Source organism: Herminiimonas arsenitoxidans (assembly GCF_900130075.1).
In the GTDB taxonomy this organism is placed as follows: Bacteria; Pseudomonadota; Gammaproteobacteria; order Burkholderiales; family Burkholderiaceae_D; genus Oxalicibacterium; species Oxalicibacterium arsenitoxidans.
The window spans coordinates 3,045,490-3,062,932 of sequence record NZ_LT671418.1 but is presented as its reverse complement, the minus strand read 5'-3'; the positions used below and the strand labels follow the sequence as shown (position 1 = coordinate 3,062,932).

18 protein-coding genes are annotated in these 17,443 nt (G+C 51.8%); 17 read left to right on the top strand and 1 reads right to left on the bottom strand.

What is annotated here, in order from left to right:
* The first annotated feature begins 129 nt into the window (after window positions 1–129).
* The 17 genes from ilvA (at window position 130) to BQ6873_RS14475 (ending at window position 16,273) form a co-directional block, all read left to right on the top strand.
* Window positions 130–1,653, top strand: coding sequence for a threonine ammonia-lyase, biosynthetic (ilvA, locus tag BQ6873_RS14555; RefSeq protein WP_076593285.1), 1,524 nt, complete (start codon window positions 130–132; stop codon window positions 1,651–1,653).
* Between the two features lie 11 nt (window positions 1,654–1,664).
* Window positions 1,665–2,504: an NADPH-dependent 7-cyano-7-deazaguanine reductase QueF gene (gene queF / locus BQ6873_RS14550; RefSeq protein WP_076593284.1), complete on the top strand. Its 840-nt coding sequence runs from the start codon at window positions 1,665–1,667 to the stop codon at window positions 2,502–2,504.
* 320 nt (window positions 2,505–2,824) lie between these two features.
* Window positions 2,825–3,088, top strand: coding sequence for a phosphopantetheine-binding protein (locus BQ6873_RS14545; protein WP_076593283.1), 264 nt, complete (start codon window positions 2,825–2,827; stop codon window positions 3,086–3,088).
* Window positions 3,089–3,113: 25 nt separating this feature from the next.
* Entirely contained in the window at window positions 3,114–3,641 is a 528-nt protein-coding gene (locus BQ6873_RS14540; protein ID WP_076593282.1) for a COG4648 family protein, read from the top strand.
* A complete protein-coding gene (locus BQ6873_RS14535) occupies window positions 3,593–5,290 on the top strand; it encodes an AMP-binding protein (RefSeq protein WP_083664481.1) in 1,698 nt (565 codons plus the stop codon). Before BQ6873_RS14540 ends, BQ6873_RS14535 begins: the two co-directional genes overlap by 49 nt.
* Window positions 5,283–6,167: an LpxL/LpxP family acyltransferase gene (locus tag BQ6873_RS14530; protein WP_076593280.1), complete on the top strand. Its 885-nt coding sequence runs from the start codon at window positions 5,283–5,285 to the stop codon at window positions 6,165–6,167. Before BQ6873_RS14535 ends, BQ6873_RS14530 begins: the two co-directional genes overlap by 8 nt.
* Window positions 6,168–6,173: 6 nt before the next feature.
* Window positions 6,174–6,749, top strand: a complete 576-nt coding sequence (locus tag BQ6873_RS14525) for a LolA-related protein (RefSeq protein ID WP_076593279.1) — start codon at window positions 6,174–6,176, stop codon at window positions 6,747–6,749.
* The gene (locus BQ6873_RS14520) at window positions 6,742–9,072 is read left to right on the top strand and encodes an MMPL family transporter (RefSeq protein ID WP_076593278.1); all 2,331 of its coding nucleotides are present in this window, start codon (window positions 6,742–6,744) and stop codon (window positions 9,070–9,072) included. The genes BQ6873_RS14525 and BQ6873_RS14520 overlap by 8 nt, the downstream gene beginning before the upstream one ends.
* Before the next feature lie 46 nt (window positions 9,073–9,118).
* Window positions 9,119–10,300, top strand: coding sequence for a beta-ketoacyl-[acyl-carrier-protein] synthase family protein (locus BQ6873_RS14515; protein ID WP_076594156.1), 1,182 nt, complete (start codon window positions 9,119–9,121; stop codon window positions 10,298–10,300).
* Window positions 10,297–11,085, top strand: coding sequence for a beta-ketoacyl synthase chain length factor (locus tag BQ6873_RS14510; protein ID WP_076593277.1), 789 nt, complete (start codon window positions 10,297–10,299; stop codon window positions 11,083–11,085). The genes BQ6873_RS14515 and BQ6873_RS14510 overlap by 4 nt, the downstream gene beginning before the upstream one ends.
* On the top strand, window positions 11,082–11,516 hold the full coding sequence (locus BQ6873_RS14505; protein ID WP_076593276.1) for a hypothetical protein: 435 nt from the start codon (window positions 11,082–11,084) through the stop codon (window positions 11,514–11,516). The genes BQ6873_RS14510 and BQ6873_RS14505 overlap by 4 nt, the downstream gene beginning before the upstream one ends.
* Window positions 11,513–12,232 carry a 3-oxoacyl-ACP reductase FabG gene (gene fabG / locus BQ6873_RS14500; RefSeq protein WP_076593275.1) on the top strand — a complete coding sequence of 240 codons (720 nt, stop codon included), beginning with the start codon at window positions 11,513–11,515 and terminating at the stop codon, window positions 12,230–12,232. The genes BQ6873_RS14505 and fabG overlap by 4 nt, the downstream gene beginning before the upstream one ends.
* On the top strand, window positions 12,232–12,978 hold the full coding sequence (locus BQ6873_RS14495; protein WP_076593274.1) for a glycosyltransferase family 2 protein: 747 nt from the start codon (window positions 12,232–12,234) through the stop codon (window positions 12,976–12,978). Before fabG ends, BQ6873_RS14495 begins: the two co-directional genes overlap by 1 nt.
* Window positions 12,979–13,197: 219 nt before the next feature.
* A complete protein-coding gene (locus BQ6873_RS14490) occupies window positions 13,198–13,671 on the top strand; it encodes a PTS sugar transporter subunit IIA (protein ID WP_076593273.1) in 474 nt (157 codons plus the stop codon).
* A gap of 47 nt (window positions 13,672–13,718) precedes the next feature.
* Window positions 13,719–14,660: an HPr(Ser) kinase/phosphatase gene (gene hprK / locus BQ6873_RS14485; protein ID WP_076593272.1), complete on the top strand. Its 942-nt coding sequence runs from the start codon at window positions 13,719–13,721 to the stop codon at window positions 14,658–14,660.
* A 57-nt stretch (window positions 14,661–14,717) separates the two neighbouring features.
* The gene (gene rapZ, locus BQ6873_RS14480) at window positions 14,718–15,581 is read left to right on the top strand and encodes an RNase adapter RapZ (RefSeq protein WP_076593271.1); all 864 of its coding nucleotides are present in this window, start codon (window positions 14,718–14,720) and stop codon (window positions 15,579–15,581) included.
* Between the two features lie 65 nt (window positions 15,582–15,646).
* Window positions 15,647–16,273 (top strand): LON peptidase substrate-binding domain-containing protein, encoded by a 627-nt coding sequence (locus BQ6873_RS14475; RefSeq protein WP_076593270.1) that lies wholly within the window; start codon window positions 15,647–15,649, stop codon window positions 16,271–16,273.
* Window positions 16,274–16,283: 10 nt separating this feature from the next.
* On the opposite strand, the gene mutY is transcribed toward BQ6873_RS14475, so the two are convergent.
* Window positions 16,284–17,441, bottom strand: coding sequence for an A/G-specific adenine glycosylase (mutY, locus tag BQ6873_RS14470; protein WP_076593269.1), 1,158 nt, complete (start codon window positions 17,439–17,441; stop codon window positions 16,284–16,286).
* Window positions 17,442–17,443 lie beyond the last annotated feature (2 nt).

Genomic DNA, 17,443 nt, shown 5'->3' with positions numbered 1-17,443 from the left:
AATCGGATTAAGCACACCAACCGGCGAGCCAAAGGTAATACTGCGCAACAAAGGGCGTCCATTATAATGATGTGCTGCACTGCATGAACACAAACCCTGTTTTCACGCGCGCCCCTGATATTGACACCTATGACTACCGACTATCTGAAGAAAATTTTAACCGCGCGCGTCTACGATGTCGCCGTGGAATCACCACTCGAGCTGGCACCAACGCTGTCGCAGCGTGTGGGCAATCAAATTTATTTCAAGCGCGAAGATATTCAAAGCGTCTTCAGCTTCAAGCTGCGCGGCGCATACAACAAGATGGCAAACCTGCCGCCGGCGCAGATGAAGCGTGGCGTGATTTGCGCATCTGCCGGCAATCACGCCCAGGGCGTAGCGCTGTCTGCAACCAAACTTGGCTGCCGTGCCGTCATCGTGATGCCAACCACCACGCCATCGGTCAAGGTTGAAGCAGTCAAAGCACGCGGCGGCGAAGTCGTGCTGTTCGGCGACTCTTACTCGGACGCTTACCAACATGCGCTGACGCTGGAGAAAAAACTCAAGCTGACTTTCGTCCATCCATTCGACGATCCTGATGTCATCGCTGGTCAAGGCACCATCGGCATGGAAATTCTGCGCCAGCACGCAGGTCCTATACACGCGATTTTTGTTCCTATCGGCGGTGGTGGTCTGATCGCTGGTGTGGCCGCGTATGTCAAAACGGTACGACCTGACATCAAAATCATAGGCGTGCAAACCACAGACTCCGATGCAATGGCACGCAGCCTGCACAGCGGTCGTCGCGTGACCTTGTCCGATGTTGGTCTGTTTGCAGATGGCACAGCCGTCAAGCTGGTCGGCGAAGAAACCTTCCGCCTGGCGAAACAATATGTGGACGAAGTCATCGTAGTGAATACCGATGAAGTCTGCACCGCCATCAAGGATGTGTTCCAGGATACGCGCAGCATCCTGGAACCTTCCGGTGCATTAGCAGTAGCAGGTGCAAAAGCATACCTCGAACGTGCGCGCTCCAATAAAAAACCGCTGAAAAATGAAACGCTGATCACCATTGCCAGCGGCGCCAATATGAACTTCGATCGCTTGCGCTTCGTGGCGGAAATGGCCGATATAGGCGCAGCGCGCGAAGGCGTGTTTGCTGTGACTATTCCGGAAGAACGCGGCAGCTTCAAGCGTTTTTGCGAACTGGTTGGTCCGCGCAATGTGACTGAATTCAATTACCGCATCAGCGATGCGAATCAGGCGCATATTTTTGTCGGCATGCAAATCGCCGATCGCGATGAAGCTGGCAAGATCGCAAAACATTTTGAAAAAAACGGATTCAAAACGCTGGATCTGACGCACGACGAACTGGCTAAAGGTCATATTCGTCATCTGGTCGGTGGCAAGAGCGATTTGACGCAAGATGAATTGCTGTATCGCTTTGAATTCCCGGAGCGTCCAGGTGCCTTGATGCGCTTCCTCGATAGCGTCGCGCCGAACTGGAATATCAGCCTGTTCCACTACCGCAATCAGGGTAGCGACGTGGGCCGCATTCTGGTCGGCCTGCAAGTACCGAAAAAAGAAATGAAAGCCTTCCGCGCCTCGCTCGCGGGATTGGGTTATCGCCATTGGGATGAGAGCGACAACCCTGCATATAAATTGTTTTTGTAAAAGCTGCTGCCATGACCAAGTCACACCAACCAGAAGCATCGCCGCTCGGCAAACCGTCTGTTTATCAGACGCAATACGACCCGTCGCTGCTCTTCCCGATTCCACGCCAAGGCAAGCGCGACGAACTAGGCCTCACCGGCGACCTGCCCTTCTTCGGCGTCGACATCTGGAACGCCTACGAAATATCGTGGCTGAACATGCGCGGCAAACCGCAAATAGCAATCGCCAAAATCATGGCGCCTGCCGATTCGCCCAACATCATCGAATCGAAATCGTTCAAGCTTTATCTGAATTCATTCAATCAAACCAAGCTGGGCGGCACCGACGCCTTGCTGGAATTACTGCGCGCAGATTTGTCGGCAGGTTTTGGCGCACCGGTGCAAATTACGCTAACGCTACCGGAAGACTTTTCCAAAGTAGCGATAGGTGAACTCGAAGGCATGTTGCTGGATCGTCTGGATATTGAAGTATCAGATTATTCGCCAGACGCATCTCTGTTACAGGCGACATTCGATGAACCAGTAGTGGAGGAAACACTGGTTTCAAATCTACTGAAATCGAATTGCCTGGTGACCGGTCAACCGGATTGGGGCAGCGTACAGATACATTATGTCGGCCCGCAAATCAATCAGGCAGGCTTGCTGCATTACCTGATTGGCTTCCGCGAGCACAATGAATTCCACGAACAATGCGTGGAACGCATCTTCATGGACATTCTGCGTCAATGCAAACCCCACAAACTTGCCGTCTATGCGCGCTACACCCGTCGCGGTGGCTTGGATATCAATCCGTGGCGCAGCAATTTCAGTACTGGCAAGCAACCTTCAAATGCGCGTAACGCACGACAATAGTGTCTTTAAGCAACATAAACGATGCTATTCTGCGGCGAGCTTGTCACGTCTGACAGCTACCGTTAAAATGCCCGGCCGGCGCTGTTCTGCGCCATATTCATAGATAAAAATGCGGGTTCCTGCTTGCCTCATATCACTCAGAGATAAGGTGCAAGCATGAACCATTCCGGATCGAACGACTCCTTATAAGCATAGATACGCTGCATGCATATTTTGGGCGCAGGATTTGATCAGCGCAGTCTTGCCGCACCAAAACTTTAACCAGGAAACAGATTGGATAGCCACCTGATGTCAGACGGCAGCCACCATCTCAAGAAATCATGAATCAAAAAACTGCGTTCGAAAGCGAACTGGCTGTACTTATCGTCGATACGCTCAATCTCGAAATCAAACCGGAAGAGATCGATCCTGCGCAATCGCTGTTCACCGATCTTGGCCTGGACTCGCTAGATGTGCTCGAGATTGCTCTGACCGTATCGAAAAAATATGGCGTCAAGCTGCGTTCTGACGATGAAAAAAATGCGCACATTTTTTCTTCCTTGCATGCCTTGGCCAGTCATATCGATCAACATCGCGCCAAATAACAAGCACCTGCCGTTGCCCGCGCCCATGTCCATTCAGGCTTTACGAAAATTGGCCATAACCGGGCTCGTGCTCAGCTATCCCTTGCTGGCACATTGGGCCTTATTGCTGCGCCCGGATCTTCCTCATGCAGCTCTTCTGTTTTTACCGACCTTACTCAATCTCTGGCTCGCATGGCTGTTCGGCAGCACTTTGCGCAAGGGACGTATGCCTTTGATCAGCGTATTCGCACAAATTGAACGGCAACAATTCTTGAAAATAAATGAACCCGATTTACCGACACCGATTGCTGATTACACACGCAAACTGACCATCATCTGGACCACCCTTTTCATCGCAATGGCGGCGGTTGCAACGTTGCTGGCCTTATCTGGTAAAACTGCATGGTGGGCAATATTCACCAGCCTAATCAGCTATGTATTGGTAAGCATTCTGTTCATCGGTGAATATTTTTTCCGATTGCAACGTTTCCCCGATCAGCCACATGCAAATCCCTTGAATCTTGCATGGCTCTTGATCAAATCCGGCCCTTTCTGGATGCGTCGACAGCGATGAACAACTATTCCGGCTCACTCGCCTTACTACGTCATTTCGATGCAGATACGCCTTTGGCCTATGTGCACGACCGTATCGTGACAGCGCAGGAATTTATCCATCACGCAACCGCACTCGCTGCACAATTTCCACAAGCAAAATACGCCATCAACTTGTGCGAAGACCGTTATTATTTTTTACTCGGTTTTGCAGCTGCACTGTTGCGACAACAGATAACGCTCCTGCCGTCGAGCCGCGCCACAAACGTACTGACCCAAATCGCCACGGATTATGAGGACAGTTATTACTTGTCCGATCAAGCATTTCCATCAAGTCTTGCCGGCTTCGACATACGCTCAGCACCAGTAACTGACGATACGCAGGGGTATGCAATCCCCACGATACCAGCCGATCAAATTGCCGCGATATTGTTCACATCAGGAAGCACTGGACCAGCGACTGCCCATGCCAAGACCTGGGGTATGTGGATTCAGGGCGCAGATCAATTGCAATATGCGTTTGCGCCAGCTATTGGTTCCTGCATCGTGGGAACCATCGCGCCGCAACATATGTTCGGCATGGAAAGCACCATCATTTATCCACTGCAATGGGGCTGCATGATTCATCATGCGCGCCCTCACCTGCCAGCCGATATTGAACAGGCTGTCAGCGAAGTCGATCAAGCTGTGTGGTTGATGACAACGCCTTTGCACTTGCGTGCATGTGTCACGGAAGATAAATATATTCCCGGCATCACTGGCGTCATCTCAGCCACAATGCCTTTGGATCAAACAAACGCATTGGCAATCGAAAATTTACTGCACTTACCGCTGCATGAAATTTATGGCTGCACCGAAGCTGGAATGATTGCTGCACGTCGTCCGGCACAAGATGAAAAATGGACGCTGTGCACTGACATTCAGTTACGCCACGATGAAAAAAATGCATGGATTGAAGGCCCACGTGCGCTGCCCTCTTTTGCATTATCTGATAGCATTGTTCAATATGATGCACGACACTTCAGTCTGCAAGGCAGGCTGACAGATATGATCAAAATTGCCGGAAAGCGCACCTCATTGGTCAAGCTGAACGCAGTCTTGTTGGCGATTGAGGGCATGACTGATGGTGTATTTTTTCAAGCTGAATCCGACAGTAGCAACACGCATGTTGAGCAACGATTAAGCGCTTTCTTTGTATCGGATAGTCTGACAAGCGCACAGGTCATCGCGGCATTACGCCTGCAAATCGATCCTGTTTTTATCCCGCGTCCGATTTTCAAGGTTGAGCGATTACCGCGCGATGCGAATGGCAAACTAACGCGTGCAGCACTCACTGCACTTGCCCAAACATGTGCAAGGACAAAAGATATCAATACTCTGCGTCACATCGGCACAGTACTGCCCGACCATCCTGCACTGGCAGGGCATTTCCCAGGCAATCCTATCGTGCCGGGTTTATTGCTGTTATCTGAGGTTGTGAGCATTGCCAGCGCTCATGCCCACATAAATGGCGTCAAGCAGGTGAAATTTCATACTCCGCTGAAACCAGGACAGGAATATGTCATCAGCTTCAGCACAACTGTCACACAAACACTCAAGTTCGCGATTCATTACGAGCAAACACTGATCGCCAACGGCCTGCTGCAATTGCAAGGTGCTGAACATGGCTAAGGGTTGGTTAGATCAGTCCGAGCGCGGCAGCCTGTTTGCCATGCAAGCGCTCGCGTGGGTAACGCTCAAATTAGGCCGTCGCTTCGGCCGTATTTTTCTGCTGCCGATTTGCGCATACTTCATTATTTTCTCTGGTAGCGCACGTCGTAGTTCCTTCAATTACCTGCGCCGAGTGTTGCCGCACAAACCGCGCTGGCTAGATGTAGTGCGGCACTACCATACGTTTGCCAGCACTATTCACGATCGTATTTATCTGCTGTCAGGGCAGCATCACTATTTCGATATTCGCATACACGGCTATGACGCTGTTGCACCTTTATTGCGTCGACAGGGTTGCATCATGCTCGGCTCGCATCTGGGTAGTTTTGAGGTACTGCGGGCACTCGGCATGTTCGACCAGTCCTTACCCGTCAACGTACTCATGCATGACGAACATGCAGAAAAATTGAACAGTATCTTGCGCAATTTGAACCCGGCAATTCAACCTGGTGTCATAACATTAGGTCAAGCCGATACCCTGCTGAAAGTGCAGGAGTGCATAGAACGCGGCGAAATCGTCGGCATTCTTGGCGACCGTACATTTAAAAGTACAAAAAATGTCGAATGTAATTTTCTCGACGGTCAGATCACCTTGCCGCAAGGGCCATTTGCATTGGCAGCCATTTTGAAAGCGCCGGTCATACTGTTCTTCGGCTTGTATCAGGGAGGCAAACGCTATGATCTGCACTTTGAAATCTTCGAAGCCGACCCGGCAGTTGATCGCAGTCAGCGTCAGCAACGCATCAATGAGTGGGCGCAACGCTATGCAGATAGGTTGGCTCATTACTGTCGTCTGGCGCCATTCAACTGGTTCAATTTTTTCGATTACTGGAAATAAATCGCCATGCTTAATCCCGCACGCCTTCTTTTGACATGCCTGTTTTTCTTTTCTCCGCTTTGTGCTTCGGCCCAGTCCTGGGGTTTGCCGCAATTGATGGAAACAATGGCGAAAGTGGAGTTGAGTCAAAGTCGTTTTACTGAAAAGAAAACACTCGCCTTGTTGAAGGCGCCACTGGAATCAAGCGGCACGCTCACCTATCGTCGTCCTGGCTTTGTCGAAAAACATGCGTTGTCGCCGCAAGATGAAGTCATCACAGTCGAAGGCGATCAACTCACTTGGCAAAACAATGTCACCAATAAAAAGCGCAGCATCCGCCTGCAAAGCAATCCACCCATCTGGGCATTTGTTGAAAGCATACGTGCGACGCTGGCCGGCGATTTGAAAACACTGCAGCGCTTCTACGATGTTAGGCTCGAAGGAAGCGCCGCACGCTGGACACTCACTCTGTCGCCATCAGACGATGCCATGCGCGAAAACGTCAAGATATTGCGCATAGAAGGAATGGGTAATCGTATGACATTGGTCGATATATTAGAAGCTGGTGGCGACCGTTCCATCATGACAATTCAACATGATTAAGTTGCGCAACAAGGCTATCGTCGCATGCTGGTTATTGCTGCTCGCTTTCAGCGCGTGGATAGCTGTCGCACATACCAAGATCTATACCGATCTAACCGGTTTTTTACCGACCGCACCTGATCGCACGCAACAACTCCTGCTGGATCAATTACGCGAAGGTCCTGCCTCACGCCTGATCCTGATCGGCATCGAGGGCGACACACCGGAAAAACTTGCAAACCTGAGCCGCAATCTGGCGCATGCCATGCGTCAAGATCAGCGCATTACCTTCGTCCATAACGGAGAATTCAATGCGCTGACAAATGAACGCGATATCTTGCTGCGCTACCGATATCTGCTCAGCCCTGCAATCACGGAAAATCATTTCGATGTCGCTGCATTAAAAACCTCATTGCAAGCCAGCGCGCAAATGCTGTCCTCGCAAGGTGGCTCCTTTGCCAAACAGTTGATTCCGATGGACCCGACCGGCGAAGTGGCACGTATTTTTTCTCTATGGACACCAGCTGCGCAAATCAGCATGCACGATGGCGTATGGTTTGCGACAGATAACAGCCGCGCATTATTGATCGCACAAACGGCCGCGTCCGGCATGGACGTCAACGCACAACAAGACATCCTCACAAACATACGCCAACAATTCACCAATGCAGCAACAGAAGAAAAAAGTCAGGCGCAGCTCTTGCTGTCCGGCACCGGCGTCTTCGCCGCAGAATCACGCAAACTGATAGAAAGTGATTCATGGCGCTTATCAGTGATTGCCTCAACGCTGGTATTGCTGGTGCTATGGCTGACCTACCGCTCCATCGGTTTGACCATGCTGGCGTATGTGCCAGCGATATCAGGCCTGCTGATCGGCACCGCTGCGGTATCACTGGTATTTGGTGGCGTGCACGGTATTACGCTGGCATTCGCAGCTACCCTGATCGGGGAAGCTGTCGACTATCCTAATTACGCCTTCCTCCACACTGCACGCGGCGAACCTGTTCGCAATGCCTTGCTACGCGTCGGACCAACGCTGCGGCTGGCGATTCTGACCACAACCTTCAGCTCGATTGCGATGCTGCTATCGAGCTTCTCTGGATTGGCACAATTGGGCTTGCTGTCACTGGTCAGTGTTGCTGTCGCCGGTTTGACTACTTATTTCGTGTTGCCCGTCATTGCAGGTTCTACGCTCACTTCACGCAAGTTGGAACACCTGCCTATCAAATTATCGCCAGGCAATCGTTGGCGTGTGCTGGTGCTGCCTTTGGTATTCATCTCTCTCGCCGCACTGTTTGTGCAACGTCAGCAATTATGGGACGACGATCTGGCGAGTTTGAGCCCCATTTCCGCCTCGGCAAAGAAACTGGATCAGGAATTACGCAACCAATTAGGCGCACCGGATGTGCGTTACTTACTCGTTGCTGCAGGCAAGGATCGTGAGCAAGCACTGCAGCAAAGCGAACAAGTACGTTCGGATTTGTCGAAATTGGTAGACGAAGGCGTGATCGGCGGCTTCGATATGGCTGCCAATTATTTACCCAGCGCATCCCTACAAATGCAACGCCAGGCAGCTTTGCCGAACGACAAGGAACTTACAAATAACTTGCAACAGGCGCTGGTAGATCTACCATTCCGTAGCGATGCATTCACTCCCTTCATCAAGGATATTGCAGCCGCAAAGCAGCAAGCACTGCTGAAAGCAGAAGATCTCGACCACAGTTCACTCGGCTTAAAGGTTCGCTCATTGCTACTAGATGACAAACAAGGTGCAGTCGCATTGATCACCTTGAGCGGCGTACGCGATCCAGCTCGTCTGCAAGCAGCGTTACCCGCCTTGCAAGAAAAAGGATTGCGCGCCATTGACCTGAAAGACGATACCGGCCACCTGATCAGTACCTATCGTGATGAAGCGCTGCATTTATCCGCATTCGGTATGGTCTTGATTACGTTGCTGCTATTGGTCAGCCTGCGTTCATGGCGACTTACACTGCGCGTGCTCTATCCGGTCATCTCGGCAGTGATACTTAGTATCGCCGTGACTGTCATCGTCTTGGGTGAGAAATTGACGCTATTCCATCTGGTCTCCATGCTGTTGGTCATAGGAATAGGCTTGAATTATTCCATCTTCTTCAACCGTGAAGAAACCAGCGCAGACGACACTCAGCGCAATCATCTATCGCTGATTACTTGCGGCCTGACGACTTTCCTGTCATTTGGCACACTGACCTTATCCAGCTTGCCCGTCTTGCATGCCATCGGACAAACCGTCACTATCGGTGCAGTATTGAGTATGGTCTGCGCCTATTTACTGGCGCGCCCAACGCGTACCGGGATAGCATGATGCGCTTTGCTATAATCGCCAGCACTTTCAGCCCACGGACTTGATCTTGCAACCTATCTATTTGTCCGCCTTTACCGCATCCAGCGCGTTGGGACACGGCTTGAAGGCAACGCTGCATGCGTTGCAATCAGAACACTCGGGCCTGCGCGAAAATGATTTCCAGGAAAACCCGATTTCCACCTGGATAGGTCGTGTCGAAGGCATAGAACAGGAAAAAATTCCTGCTGCCTTATCCGCTTACGATTGCCGCAACAACCGCCTGGCACAAATCGGTTTGCAACAAGACGGGTTCGTTTCTGCCGTTGAGCGCGCCAAAACCGCATACGGTGCGGATCGCGTTGGCGTCATTCTCGGCACATCAACCTCCGGTAATTTTGAAACGGAAATCGCGTTTCGTTTCCATAAAACGCATGGTGTCTGGCCTGCATCCATGCATTTTCGCGAACAACATAATTTGTTCGGACTGGCAGATTTTGTACGACTATCGCTCGCTGTCAGCGGCCCGTCTTATGTGATCTCCACCGCCTGTTCTTCCAGCGCAAAAGTATTCGCCAGTGCTGCACGGCTCATTCGGCAAGGTTTATGCGATGCCGTCGTGGTCGGTGGCGTTGACTCATTATCGTGGTCAACACTCTATGGCTTTACTGCGCTTGAGCTGACTTCGTCGCAACCGTGTCGCCCTTGGGGTAAGGATCGCAACGGCATTTCTATCGGTGAAGCAGCTGGTTTTGCCTTGCTGGAAAAAGAACAACACGGCGAACTGGCGCTCTTGGGCTACGGTGAGTCGAGCGATGCTTATCACATGTCTACACCGCATCCGCAAGGACTAGGTGCACAACAAGCGATGCAAGCCGCGCTCAATAGGGCAGACTTATCGCCAACTGATATCGATTACATCAATCTGCATGGCACCGGCACTCCCAGCAACGACGCCTCGGAAGATGTAGCCGTTGTTGCCGTTTTCGGCACTGAAGTTGCATGCAGTTCTACCAAAGGTGCAACCGGCCATACGCTAGGCGCAGCCGGCATCGTGGAAGCGGTTATCAGCCTGCTCTGTCTGCAACATGGTCTGATACCGGGCGCCACGAATACACAGCAAATAGATCCCTTGTTACGCGCAAATTTTATACAGAGCAACCGCAAGGCAACACTGCACAATGTAGTCAGCAACTCATTCGGTTTTGGCGGTACCAACTGCAGTCTTTTATTTGGGAAGCCGCGCGCATGATTGAAGTCTTCATCGAAAGCGTAGGAGTCATTGCTCCCGGTATGGTCGGATGGGTAGAAGCACAACCCATCCTCAGTGGCAGCACGCCTTACGTCTGGCGCGAACTGCCAACAATTGCCCCAGCCATACTGCCTGCTACCGAAAGACGACGTTGCATTGCTTCTGCCCGCCTCGCATTGAGCTCGGCTTGCGAAGCACTTGCTACACACACCACTGAAACGACACGCCCTGTTTCCTGTGTATTTGCCAGTTCCGACGGCGACGGACAGATCATCCATCAGATCGCTGATAGTTTGGCGCAAGAAGAACCGGACGTTTCTCCGATCCGTTTTGCCAACTCTGTCCATAACGCAGCATCCGGCTACTGGAGCATCGCTGCCGGATTGACGCAGGCATCGACGACGATCTGCGCATTCGACGATACATTTCCCGCAGCATTGCTGGAAGCCGCTGTACAAACCATCGATGAGCAGCAAGACGTCCTGATGACCGCATACGACATGCGCTTCCCAGAACCATTTGCAGCATTGCGCCCAACCGCACTGGACTGCGCAATCTCTTTGCTGCTGACGAATCAGCGTACTGATAAAACGATGGCCAAATTACAGATAGCTTTGGTTGAGCATTGCGCAGCCACAGCCTTGCCTGCCGATTTGCCGGCCTCATTCCTGAGCAATCCGGCTGCACATGGCCTTCCTCTGTTGGCAGCGTTGGCAACTCCTGCGGCACAAACCGTCTATCTCGATTACCTCAATCGCAGCTTAATGGTCACAATACAGCCATGAAAACGCACATCGATATCGCGGCATTGATTCCGCATCAGGGTTCTATGTGCCTGCTGCACGAAGTAATATCGTGGGACGACCATCACATCCGCTGCTCCGCCATCAGCCATCGCGATCCACAACATCCTTTGCGTAGTGCAGATGGCTTAATGGCGGTATGCGGCATTGAATATGGCGCGCAGGCAATTGCTGTACATGGTGGTTTGCTGGCAGATAATCCACATGCATCGCGCGCAGGTTATCTGGCGAATGCAAAAGATGTAAGCTGGTCCATAGCACGACTGGATACGATCAGCGACGACCTGATCGTAGATGCAAAAAAGCTGATCAGCGAAAGCGGACGCTCAATTTACGAATTTACACTTTCCGCACAGGAAAAAATCCTGGTCCAAGGTCGTGTCGCCGTTGTACTCGAAGGAGAATCTGCATGAAACGCGCACTCGTCACAGGCGGTAGTGGCGCGATCGGCTCCGCCATCTGCCGTCAGCTTGCCGCTGAAGGCATACACGTCATTGTGCACGCGCATAGTAATCCGGCAGCAGCGGATGAATTGGTAAAGGAACTCATAGCTTCCGGCCACAGTGCACAATCAAGCAGCTTCGACGTCACCGATGCCGTGGCAACCAGCCATGCATTAGAAGAGCTACTGAAAGACGGCGCAATTCAGATCGTCGTCAACAATGCAGGAACACATGACGATGCCTTGATGGTCGGCATGGAATCCGAGCAATGGATGCGCGTGATCGATATTTCACTAAACGGTTTTTTCCACGTCACACAACCGTTATTGCTCGCCATGATGGCAACGCGCTGGGGCCGCATCGTCAATATGTCGTCTATCGCCGGCATCATGGGTAATCGCGGACAAGCCAATTACGCTGCAGCCAAGGCTGGCCTGCATGGTGCAACAAAATCGCTGGCACTTGAACTGGCTTCACGCGGCATCACAGTCAATGCCGTTGCGCCTGGCATTATCGCCTCGCCGATGACGCAGGATGTATTTCTACAAACGGCAATTGATCAGATCGTACCCATGAAACGCGCGGGTCAACCACATGAAGTCGCCTCCTTGGTCAAATTCCTGGTATCAGATGACGCTGCCTACATTTCCGGGCAAATCATTTCGATCAATGGAGCGATGGCGTGATGACCACGACCAATCCGAAGGAAGATTTCGCGGTCGTTATTCCGGCATTTAACGAAGGTGCGACTATCCGCGATCTGGTTGAACGCACCTTGCTTTATGTCCGCCATGTCATCGTAGTCGATGATGGCTCATCAGATAACACTGTCGATGCGCTGGACGGATTGGATATCACCCTGCTGCGCCACGCACGCAATGAAGGCAAGGCGGCAAGTTTGTGGGATGGCATGCAAGTGGCACGTACGCATGCACGCCTGGGCATCATCACCTTAGATGGCGATGGTCAGCATCGCCCTGAAGATATTCCACGCTTGATTGATCGCTTTCGCACAGCAGAAAACGCCATTGTGATCGGATCGCGCCTGCACGAAAAAGAAAATATCCCGCGCGCACGCTACAACGCCAACCAGTTCGCAAACTTCTGGATTTCATGGGCAGCGGGTTATCGCATCATCGATAGCCAGTCCGGCTTTCGCATTTATCCGATCGACTTGCTGGAACATCTCAAGATAAATCATCAAAAATCATCATGCTTCGTATTCGAAAGCGAAATATTGATAGAAGCAGCGCGTCTGGGCATCCGCAGCGTACCGGTCAAAATTCCAGCAATCTACGCAGTACATGCACGTGCCAGCCATTTCCGCCCCGTACTGGATATTGCACTCATCACACGCATGATCACGTGGAAATTACTGTCTCGCGGCCTGTATTTGAAAGGCTTGATTCAGAGCTTGCACGATAAGCAATAGATCCATTAGTAAGCGAGCAGCCTTACAAATTCCACCTAGTTATGTTTTAATCGACTCATCAAAAAATAAAAAAGCAATAGCTATGGCAAGCCGCCTTAAAAAGGTGCGTCTTATCTGCAACAGACAGGCCAGCACCCACTCAGCTTTCCCGATTCAGGCCCTATTGCCATCGAATAGGCCTATAATTCCTCGCAGAGTCCTTTTTTTGTGCGTCGCACCATGAACCATTTAAGTCAAATTCTCCCCCCTGCCAACGTAGTCCTTGATCTGGACGTATCCAGCAAAAAACGTACGTTTGAACAGGTTGGTTTAATTTTCGAAAACAACTGTGGCATTGCCCGTTCCGTCGTCTCCGACAATCTGTTCGCGCGCGAACGGCTTGGCTCGACCGGCCTTGGCCATGGCGTTGCCGTGCCACATGGTCGTATCAAGGGATTGAAAGCGCCGTTGGCTGCTTTCGTTCGTCTGGCACAACCTATCCCGTTTGAATCGCCAGATGGCCAGCCCGTCAATCTGCTGATCTTTCTGTTGATCCCCGATCACGTGACGCAACAACATCTGGAAATTCTGTCCGAACTGGCAGAAATGTTTTCCGATGAAACATTCCGTAACTTGCTTGCAACTATCGAAGATCCAGCGGCTGTGCATGCGCGCCTGATCACGTGGCAACCTAGTCTGCAAAACACCAACTAACCGCCGCACTGTTTCCCGGTGCGTATCTGTCCCTGCCTGCGTCCACCATGCCACTACCGACACCGCTCTCCATCCAGCAACTCTACGACGACAACCGTGAATCGCTACAGCTAGGATGGTTTGCGGGATTTCCCGGTGGCGAGCGCCTGATCTCCGGCGATGCGACATCGGCAGCGGATCAAGTCGGTCACTTGAACTTGATTCACCCGGGCCGCATCCAAGTCTTCGGCCATCAAGAAGTCGAGTACTACCAGCGTCTGTCGCCAAATGGCCGCGCTCATCACACCGCTGAGCTGGTCGCCGGCGAACCACCTGCTTTCATCATCGCGCAAGGTCTGGAAACGCCAGCCAACATCATGGAGATTTGCGACGACAAGAATATTCCCTTGTTCTCGACTCCCTTGCCTGCTGCGCAAGTCATCGATTACCTGCGCGTCTATCTGTCGAAAAAGCTGGCGCAACGCATCACCATGCATGGCGTATTCATGGACGTGCTGGGTGTAGGCGTATTGATTACCGGTGAATCCGGCCTCGGTAAAAGCGAGCTGGGCCTGGAATTGATTTCACGCAATCACGGCCTAGTGGCCGATGATGCAGTCGAGTTTGCGCGCATCGCACCACACATGATTGAAGGTCGTTGCCCACCACTGCTACAAAATTTATTGGAAGTACGCGGCCTGGGCTTGCTCGATATCCGTACGATTTTTGGCGAGACTGCGGTACGCCGCAAGATGCGTCTGAAGCTGATCGTACATCTGGTTCGTCGCAGCACGCTGGAAGAAAGTTATGAACGCTTGCCACTGCCGTCGCAGAGCGAAGAAATCCTCGGCCTGTCGATACGCAAAGTCGTCATTCCAGTTGAAGCCGGTCGAAATCTGGCAGTTCTTTTGGAAGCGGCGGTACGCAATACCATTTTGCAATTGCGCGGCATCGATACCTTGAAAGACTTCATGGTACGTCAGCAAAAAGCGATGGAAAGCGACGAATAAAAACCGCAAAGTTGTGGTGTCACAACCTTCCTCTTGTGCTTGCGGTATCATGGCCGCATGCGCATCATTCTCATCACTGGAATCTCCGGGTCCGGCAAATCTGTCGGGCTTAATGCCCTCGAAGACGCAGGTTATTTTTGCGTCGACAATCTTCCACCTACGCTGCTACGCGCGCTAGTTGCCACTCGCATCGAAGAACATGCGGATAAGTTGGCCATCGCGATGGATGCGCGCAGTGCAAGCTCTCTGATCGGTTTGCCGGCCGATATCGCCTGGCTACAAAGTCAAGGGCACGATGTCAAAGTACTATTCCTGACAGCCAAGACGGATTCATTGATCGCACGTTTTTCTGAAACCCGACGCAGCCATCCACTCTCGCATCGTGGCTTTACCAGTGATGCCGCAGCTGATAGACGTACGCTGACGGAATGCATACGCGAAGAACGCGAAATGTTGTCCGGCGTAGAAGAAGTTAGCCATGTGATCGACACCTCCGGCATGAACGCGAACAAATTGCGCGCATGGCTGAAGGCTTTGATGGAAACGGATCGATCGCCTCTGACACTATTGTTCGAATCCTTCGCCTTCAAATTCGGCGTGCCACTCGATGCCGATCTGGTATTCGATGTACGGGTATTGCCTAATCCACATTACGATCTGGCTTTACGCCCTTTGACGGGTCGCGATGCACCGGTCCAAGAGTTCTTGCGAGCGCAGCCTGATGCCACTGCATTGCTGGCGGATATACGCGGTTTTGTTGAAAAATGGCTGCCTGCTTTCAAGAATGATAATCGCAGTTACCTGACCGTTGCCATTGGTTGCACTGGCGGTCAACATCGTTCTGTCTACATGGTTGAGCAACTTGCCGAATATTTTCGCGCCCATGAGCATGTCATATTGCGCCATCGCGAACTGAGCTGATCTCAGGGCTGTCTAAACCAGTACAAGCAAGCTGCATTTCGCCCATTACTGACACGCTTTCCACCATGTCTGACAACGAACACTGGCTTCCGCTCTTCCCCCTCAATACCGTCCTGTTCCCGGGCGGCATACTCCCGCTGAAGGTTTTTGAAACGCGCTATGTCGACATGGTGCGCGATTGCATGAAGCGCGAATCGCCATTCGGCGTAGTCTTGATCAAATCGGGCCAGGAAGTCGGTACGGCCGCTGAGCCGGAAAATGTCGGTTGCCTCGCACACATCACAGACTGGAATGCACCGCAACTCGGTGTACTGTTATTGCGCACGGAAGGTGGCGCACGCTTTCGCATTCTGGAAACACGCGTACACAAGGATCAGCATCTGGAAGCGCGCGTTGAGATGCTAGACCACGACGGCCCTAGCTTAGTGACGAAACAATATGAACCCTGCGCCGATACACTCAAGCTCATCATCCACGACATCAATGTCAAAGGTCGAGCCGAACAAGGCCCGGATTTTGAAAGTCCGTTTGCAGAAACGCTGCATCTGAACGATGCAGGCTGGGTGGCAAATCGATGGAGTGAGATTCTGCCGATACCGTTGAAAGCACGGCAGAAATTATTAGAGCTAAACGATCCGCAAACCCGCTTGACGATCATTCAGCAATACTTGCAACAGCATCAAATCATCTGAAGCAAGACTATCAGGACAACAAATCCGGCTCGCGAAATACTGCAAGCAACAACTTCTTAACCGGTGCTGGCAATGGCGCATCAACCATCTTATCTGCTGGATACCAAACGTAATTGTCTTGTCCAGCGCGTTCCAGGCGACGCGCCAATGCTATGCGATACGGCGTCACATGCAGTTTGAAATGTGTGAACACGTGGGTAAACATAGGCAACTTTTCCAACGATGCGCTCACACCGAATGGTGCAATCGCCAGTGCCAAGGCTGCATCAAAATGTGTAGCGTCTCCGTCTGTCTCAGATGCGATTTCCGGCAGCGATAACAAGCCGCCCCAAATTCCTTTATCCGGACGCTGCTCCAGCAAGACTTGATTCTTATCCACGATGAGCAACATCGTCGTCTCTTTTTCTGGCACGGCTTTTTTCGGTTTGCGTACCGGCAGTTCATTGGTGCGGCCGCTCGCATAAGCCACGCAGCGATGCGCCAAGGGACAACGTTGGCAAGATGGACGATTGCGTGTGCACAAGGTTGCGCCCAAATCCATCAAGCCTTGCGTGTACGCCTCTACGTCACTCTCTGGTAACAAGGCGACGGCGCGCAACCACATTTCATTTTCAACCGCTTTCTCACCTGGATAACGCTCAACGCCAAACACGCGTGCGAATACGCGTTTGACGTTACCGTCCAGAATCGCAGCGCGCGTACCGTAGGAAAATGCAGAAATTGCCGCCGCCGTTGAACGACCTATGCCCGTCAACTGTTCCAGCAACGCAGGATCGCTAGGAAAGACACCACCGTATTCAGTAACTATCGTCTGCGCGCATTTATGCAAATTGCGCGCACGCGAGTAATAGCCCAATCCGCTCCAATGCGACATCACCTCCTCCGAGGATGCGGCGGCTAACGACTGGACTGTAGGAAAGGTTTCAAGAAAGCGCAGGTAATACGGAATCACCGCCGCAACTTGCGTCTGCTGCAACATGATCTCTGATAACCAGACGCGATACGCATCCCGCGTATTCTGCCAAGGCAAGGCATGGCGACCATACTGCTTTTGCCATGTAATCACATCGAGGGAAAAACTCGGATCGGCTAATGTTGCAGCCGCTTCCTTTAATAATTTATCCGGGGAGACTGCTGCACTGCTTTGTTCACTGACTACACGTTTCATCT